The organism is uncultured Sphingomonas sp. (assembly GCF_964235535.1).
Classification (GTDB): Bacteria; Pseudomonadota; Alphaproteobacteria; order Sphingomonadales; family Sphingomonadaceae; genus Sphingomonas.
Genome location: NZ_CAXSBH010000090.1, coordinates 1 through 4,868 on the forward strand (window position 1 = coordinate 1; position 4,868 = coordinate 4,868).

At 67.1% G+C, this 4,868-nt stretch carries 7 protein-coding genes; 4 read left to right on the forward strand and 3 right to left on the reverse strand.

Annotation, left to right across the window (positions count from 1 at the left end; all coding sequences use genetic code 11):
- Positions 1 to 25: 25 nt before the first annotated feature.
- Both ACFE7F_RS15425 and ACFE7F_RS15430 read right to left on the reverse strand, forming a co-directional pair.
- Positions 26 to 259 (reverse strand): hypothetical protein, encoded by a 234-nt coding sequence (locus ACFE7F_RS15425; protein ID WP_375404736.1) that lies wholly within the window; start codon positions 257 to 259, stop codon positions 26 to 28.
- 228 nt (positions 260 to 487) lie between these two features.
- Positions 488 to 694, reverse strand: a complete 207-nt coding sequence (locus ACFE7F_RS15430; RefSeq protein WP_375404737.1) for a hypothetical protein — start codon at positions 692 to 694, stop codon at positions 488 to 490.
- 206 nt (positions 695 to 900) lie between these two features.
- Between ACFE7F_RS15430 and folE the strand changes: the two genes are divergently transcribed.
- The 3 genes from folE to ACFE7F_RS15445 are packed head-to-tail and all read left to right on the forward strand — an operon-like array spanning position 901 to position 2,642.
- Positions 901 to 1,521 carry a GTP cyclohydrolase I FolE gene (gene folE, locus ACFE7F_RS15435; RefSeq protein ID WP_375404738.1) on the forward strand — a complete coding sequence of 207 codons (621 nt, stop codon included), beginning with the start codon at positions 901 to 903 and terminating at the stop codon, positions 1,519 to 1,521.
- A gap of 4 nt (positions 1,522 to 1,525) precedes the next feature.
- Positions 1,526 to 2,284, forward strand: a complete 759-nt coding sequence (locus ACFE7F_RS15440; RefSeq protein WP_375404739.1) for an SDR family oxidoreductase — start codon at positions 1,526 to 1,528, stop codon at positions 2,282 to 2,284.
- A complete protein-coding gene (locus ACFE7F_RS15445; RefSeq protein ID WP_375404740.1) occupies positions 2,277 to 2,642 on the forward strand; it encodes a dihydroneopterin aldolase in 366 nt (121 codons plus the stop codon). Before ACFE7F_RS15440 ends, ACFE7F_RS15445 begins: the two co-directional genes overlap by 8 nt.
- On the opposite strand, the gene leuA is transcribed toward ACFE7F_RS15445, so the two are convergent.
- The gene (gene leuA, locus ACFE7F_RS15450) at positions 2,629 to 4,287 is read right to left on the reverse strand and encodes a 2-isopropylmalate synthase (protein WP_375404742.1); all 1,659 of its coding nucleotides are present in this window, start codon (positions 4,285 to 4,287) and stop codon (positions 2,629 to 2,631) included. The genes ACFE7F_RS15445 and leuA overlap by 14 nt on opposite strands.
- Positions 4,288 to 4,415: 128 nt before the next feature.
- Between leuA and ACFE7F_RS15455 the strand changes: the two genes are divergently transcribed.
- Positions 4,416 to 4,817 carry a BLUF domain-containing protein gene (locus ACFE7F_RS15455; protein ID WP_375404741.1) on the forward strand — a complete coding sequence of 134 codons (402 nt, stop codon included), beginning with the start codon at positions 4,416 to 4,418 and terminating at the stop codon, positions 4,815 to 4,817.
- Positions 4,818 to 4,868: the final 51 nt, after the last annotated feature.

Sequence of the window (4,868 nt, forward strand, 5' to 3'; positions counted from 1 at the left end):
GCGTCTTACTCGCCGCCAGCCTTGCCTATTGGTGCTGATTGAGTCCTAAGCCTAGCCCCTGGCCTGCCGCGGCGGCGGCGGCGAACGTGTCGAGTGCAGCCTGCGCGATCGATCGGTCGGCCACCGAGAAAAGGAAATCCTGGCGCGGGTCGACCTTCGTGTCCTGATAGGTGCCCGACAGCGACGGCGAGAAATCGCCGAAATCCTGGCGCAGCTTGCCTTGGATGATCGGCTCTTCCGACCGGGATTCGGGGTTCAAGTCGCTGTAGATCTCGTAGACGTCGGCCAGGTTGATGAAGTTGGCGTTGATATCCGGGCCGTAGAGACTGCCGAAACCAAGGGCGGCGGGAATTCACTTTACCGTGTAGAATCCACGGCTGGCCAAGGTGCCGGGTGTAGAGGTTGAGTTGGCGTTGACCGCACCGAAATCGAGACGCCCGGGCAGGCGGCCAAGTACGCCGGTCGGGTCGCGCTGGCAGACCTGCTTTTAACTGCGGAGACGCCGATCGTCCTCCTTGAAGTACGGGCCGATGATGTCGACGGTGGTTCCAGCGCTGGGGCCTGCCGGGACTTGGGTCGTCTCGTCCGCGGCCGTCGGCGCCTGTACGGCCGGGTCGACATTTTGGCCAAAGGCGGGCGCAGCGGTCGCGAGCGCCAGCGTCGATGCGGCGAGCAGGTGCGACGTCTTGATCACGGGCATCCCCTCCTTTGAGCGACGCCCGATCTGTCGTCGGTTACGCCCGTTCGTGTTCTTGATATGGAAGGTAGCGCCGTGAAAGAGCGCGCGTCAATGTGTTCGGGTATGGTCCGGCGCAGCGACGGCGACCTTTGTCGCCGCAAGGAAACAGTTGCATTCGCATGCCCGATGCGTTGTCGGGCGGATCGGGGAGGAATCGGACGATGATCGGGGGCGATGACGGCGTGGCGGAGGGAGATCCGGTCGGCCTGGAGCCGACGCCGATCGTGCCGACGGAGGTGCTCGGCGCGATCCGCACGCTGATCCGCTGGGCGGGCGACGATCCGGACCGCGAAGGGCTGCTCGATACGCCGCGGCGCGTGGCAAAGGCGTGGAAGGAATATTGCGCGGGGTACGGCGACGACCCGGCCGCGCATCTGGCGCGCGTGTTCGAGGAGGTGGGCGGGTACGATGAGATCGTGCTACTCCGCGACATCCCGTTCCAGTCGCATTGCGAGCACCACATGGCGCCGATCATCGGGCGGGCGCACATCGCTTACCTGCCGCGCAATCACGTGGTCGGCATCTCGAAGCTCGCGCGCGTCCTCCACGGCTATGCGCGGCGGTTGCAGGTGCAGGAGCGGCTGACGGCGGAGGTCGCCGACTGTATCTGGGAGAACCTGAAGCCGTTGGGCGTCGCGGTCGTGATCGAGGCGAGTCATGCGTGCATGACCGCGCGCGGAGTGCGGACGCCGGGGGTGACGATGACTACCAGCCGTATGATGGGCGTGTTCAAGGAGGATATGCGGTCGCGGCGCGAGGTCCTGGCCCTGATGGGCTGCTGACCGGATGGAGGTGCGAACCGTCCTGGTCACCGGGGGCGCCAAGAGGCTGGGCGCCGCGATCGCCAAGCGGCTGGCCGCCGGAGGATGGCGGGTGGTGATCCATCATCACCGGTCGGGCGGCGAGGCTCATGCACTGGCGACCGAGCTGGGCGGGGTAACGGTCGCGGGCGACCTGGCCGACGACGAAGCGGTGGGCGAGTTGATCAACGGCGCGCGCGCGGCGGTGGGCGGTCCCGTCCACACGCTGGTCAATAGCGCGTCCTTGTTCGAGTTCGACCGGCCGCCGAGCGTGTCGGCCGAGCTGCTCGATCGGCTGACGCGGGTGAATTACGGCGCGCCGGTACGGCTGGCCTGCTCGCTCGCGGCGCAAGCGGACGTCGCGGGCGGCGCAGTGGTGAACCTGCTCGATCAGAAGGTCGCGAACCTCAATCCCGACTTCTTCTCCTATACGGGCAGCAAGCTGGCGCTGGAGGGGGCGACGCGGATGCTGGCGCAGGCGCTGGGGTCCGTCGTGCGGGTCAACGCGGTCTCGCCGGGGCTGACGCTGCCGAGCGGCGACCAAAGCGCGGACGAGTTCGCGGCGGCGGCGGGAAAGAACCTGCTGCGCCGCCCGGTCGGGGCGGAGGCGGTCGCGGAGGCGGTCGCGTTCCTGCTGGAGGCGCGGGGGATCACGGGGCAGAACCTGTTCGTCGATTGCGGGCAGCGCTTCCTGCCGCGCGGCGGGGACGTGATGTTCGAGGATCGGGAGGTGGTCGGTGACTGAGGCGCGGTACGTCACGCTGCTCGAAGGTCTGGAGGTGCCAATACGGCTCGGCATCCACCCGCGCGAGCTGGCGGGGCCGCAGCGTGTGCGATTGTCGGTCCGGATGACCGTCGCTTATCCCGACACCGTGGCCAACGACCGGATCGAGGAAGTGCTCGATTACGACTTCGTGCGCGAGGGGGTGCATGCGATGGCGCGCGAGCGGGTATTCGCGCTGCAGGAGACGCTTTGCGACGCGATCGCCGCGCTTTGCCTGAGCCACGAGCGTGTGGTCGAGGTGACGGTGCGGTCGACCAAGCCGGACATCTATCCGGATGCGAGCGTCGGATGCGAGGTGACGCGGGTCAGGCGCGGTTGACCGCGCTCAGGACCGCGCGGACGCCGGCGGTGGCGATGTCGGGATCGATGCCCACGCCGAACACCGTGCGGCCGTCCGCGAGACGGGCCTCGATATAGGCGGCGGCGCGTGCGTCCGCGCCGTTACCGATCGCGTGTTCGGTATAGTCGACGATCTCCAGCTCGGCCGCACCCGCGTCTGTAAGCGCGGCGATGGAGGCGGAGATCAGGCCGTTGCCGCGTCCGCCGATCGAGCGGGCCGCGCCGTCCATGTCGACCTGCCCGACGAACAGCCGATCGCCGGCGGGGCCGGACTCCTGGTAGTCGCGCAGGGTGTAGCGATCGGACGGGACGGGTAGGTAGGTGGCCTCGAACAACGTCCAGATATCGCGCGCGTCGAGCTCGCGGCCAGTTCCGTCGGCGAGCGCCTGAACGTGGCGGCTGAAATCGGCCTGGAGACGCTTGGGGAGCTTAAGCCCCTGATCCTGCTCGATCACCCAGGCGACGCCGCCCTTGCCGGATTGCGAGTTGACGCGGATCACCGCCTCGTAGCTGCGGCCGAGATCGGCGGGGTCGATCGGAAGATAGGGCACCTCCCACAACTCGTCGTTGCGCTCGGTCTGCGCCGTAAAACCTTTGCGGATCGCGTCCTGGTGCGAGCCGGAAAAGGCGGTGAAGACGAGGTCGCCCGCGTAAGGCGTGCGCGGGTGGACGGGGAGGCCCGTGCAGTAACCGACGGTATTCACGACCGCATCGATGTCGGAGAAGTCGAGGCCGGGATCGACCCCTTGCGTGTAAAGGTTGAGCGCGACCGTCACGAGATCGCAATTGCCAGTGCGCTCGCCATTGCCCAGCAGGCAGCCCTCGATACGGTCCGCACCCGCCATCAGGCCGAGTTCGGCCGCCGCAACGCCGGTGCCGCGGTCGTTATGGGGGTGGAGCGAGAGGACGACGCTGTCGCGGCCGCGTATGTGACGAGCGAACCATTCGATCTGGTCGGCGTAGATGTTGGGCGTCGCGGCTTCGACGGTGGCGGGAAGGTTGAGGATCAGCGGACGCTCGGGCGTGGGGCGGAGCACGTCCATCACGGCCTCGCAGACCTCGAGCGAGAAATCGAGTTCGGCGGTGGAGAAGGTCTCCGGGCTGTATTCGAAGTGCCAGTCGGTGCCCGCGCGTTTCGCCGCCTGATCGCGAAGGACCTTCGCACCGTCGACGGCGATCGCCTTCACCTCGGGTCGGTCGAGCGCGAAGACGATACGGCGCCAGGCGGGGCTAACGGCGTTATAAAGGTGGACGATCGCGCGGGGGGCGCCGTCGAGGCTGGCGAAGGTCGTCTCGATCAGGTCGGCGCGCGCGGGGGTAAGGACCTGGATCGTCACGTCGTCCGGCACGCGGTCGGAGCGGACGAGGCCGGTGATGAAATCCAGCTCGGTCGCGCCGGCCGAGGGAAAGCCGACCTCGATCTCCTTCAAGCCCACCCGGACGAGTAGGTCGAACAGCCGCGTCTTCTTTTCGGCGTCCATGGGGTCGATCAGCGCCTGGTTGCCGTCGCGCAGGTCGGTCGAGAGCCAGCGCGGTGCGCGCGTGATCGTGCGCGACGGCCAGTGGCGGTCGGGCAGGTCGATCGGCGGAAAGGCGCGGTATTTGGACGAGGGATCGCGGAGCATGGTGGGCTTCAGCATGGCGGGGTGCGCCGAGACTGTCGAGCGGCCTCATTAATGCAAATCATTTAGGTTTTTACGTGGCTTTTAGAATTTGTGGGCATCGAGCGGTCATACGGAACGGAAAACAAGCCATGCTACAACTCGTTTATATCAGCACCGCGCGCGGCCAGGTGATGGCGTCCGACATCCAGCGCATCCTCGGGGCGTCCAGGCGCAACAATACGCGGGACGGTATCTCGGGGCTGTTGTTCTTCGACGGGGTGCGGTTCCTCCAAGCGCTGGAAGGTGAGGAGGCGGCGGTCACGACCACATACGAGCGCATCCATACCGACCCGCGTCATTCGGGCGTGGTGGTGCTGTCGCGCCGCGAGGTGCCGACGCGTGAGTTCGGGCAATGGGCGATGGCGAGTCGCACCGCGCTCGAAGGCGAGAGCGCGATGCTCGAACGGGTGGGGGCGCTCGTCGCCGACGCGTCGCCGATAGTGCAGGCCACCTTCACCAGCTTCGCCGAAATCCGGCGTAAGGCGGCCTAGGCTTAGGACTCAATCAGCACCAATAGGCAAGGCTGGCGGCGAGTAAGACGC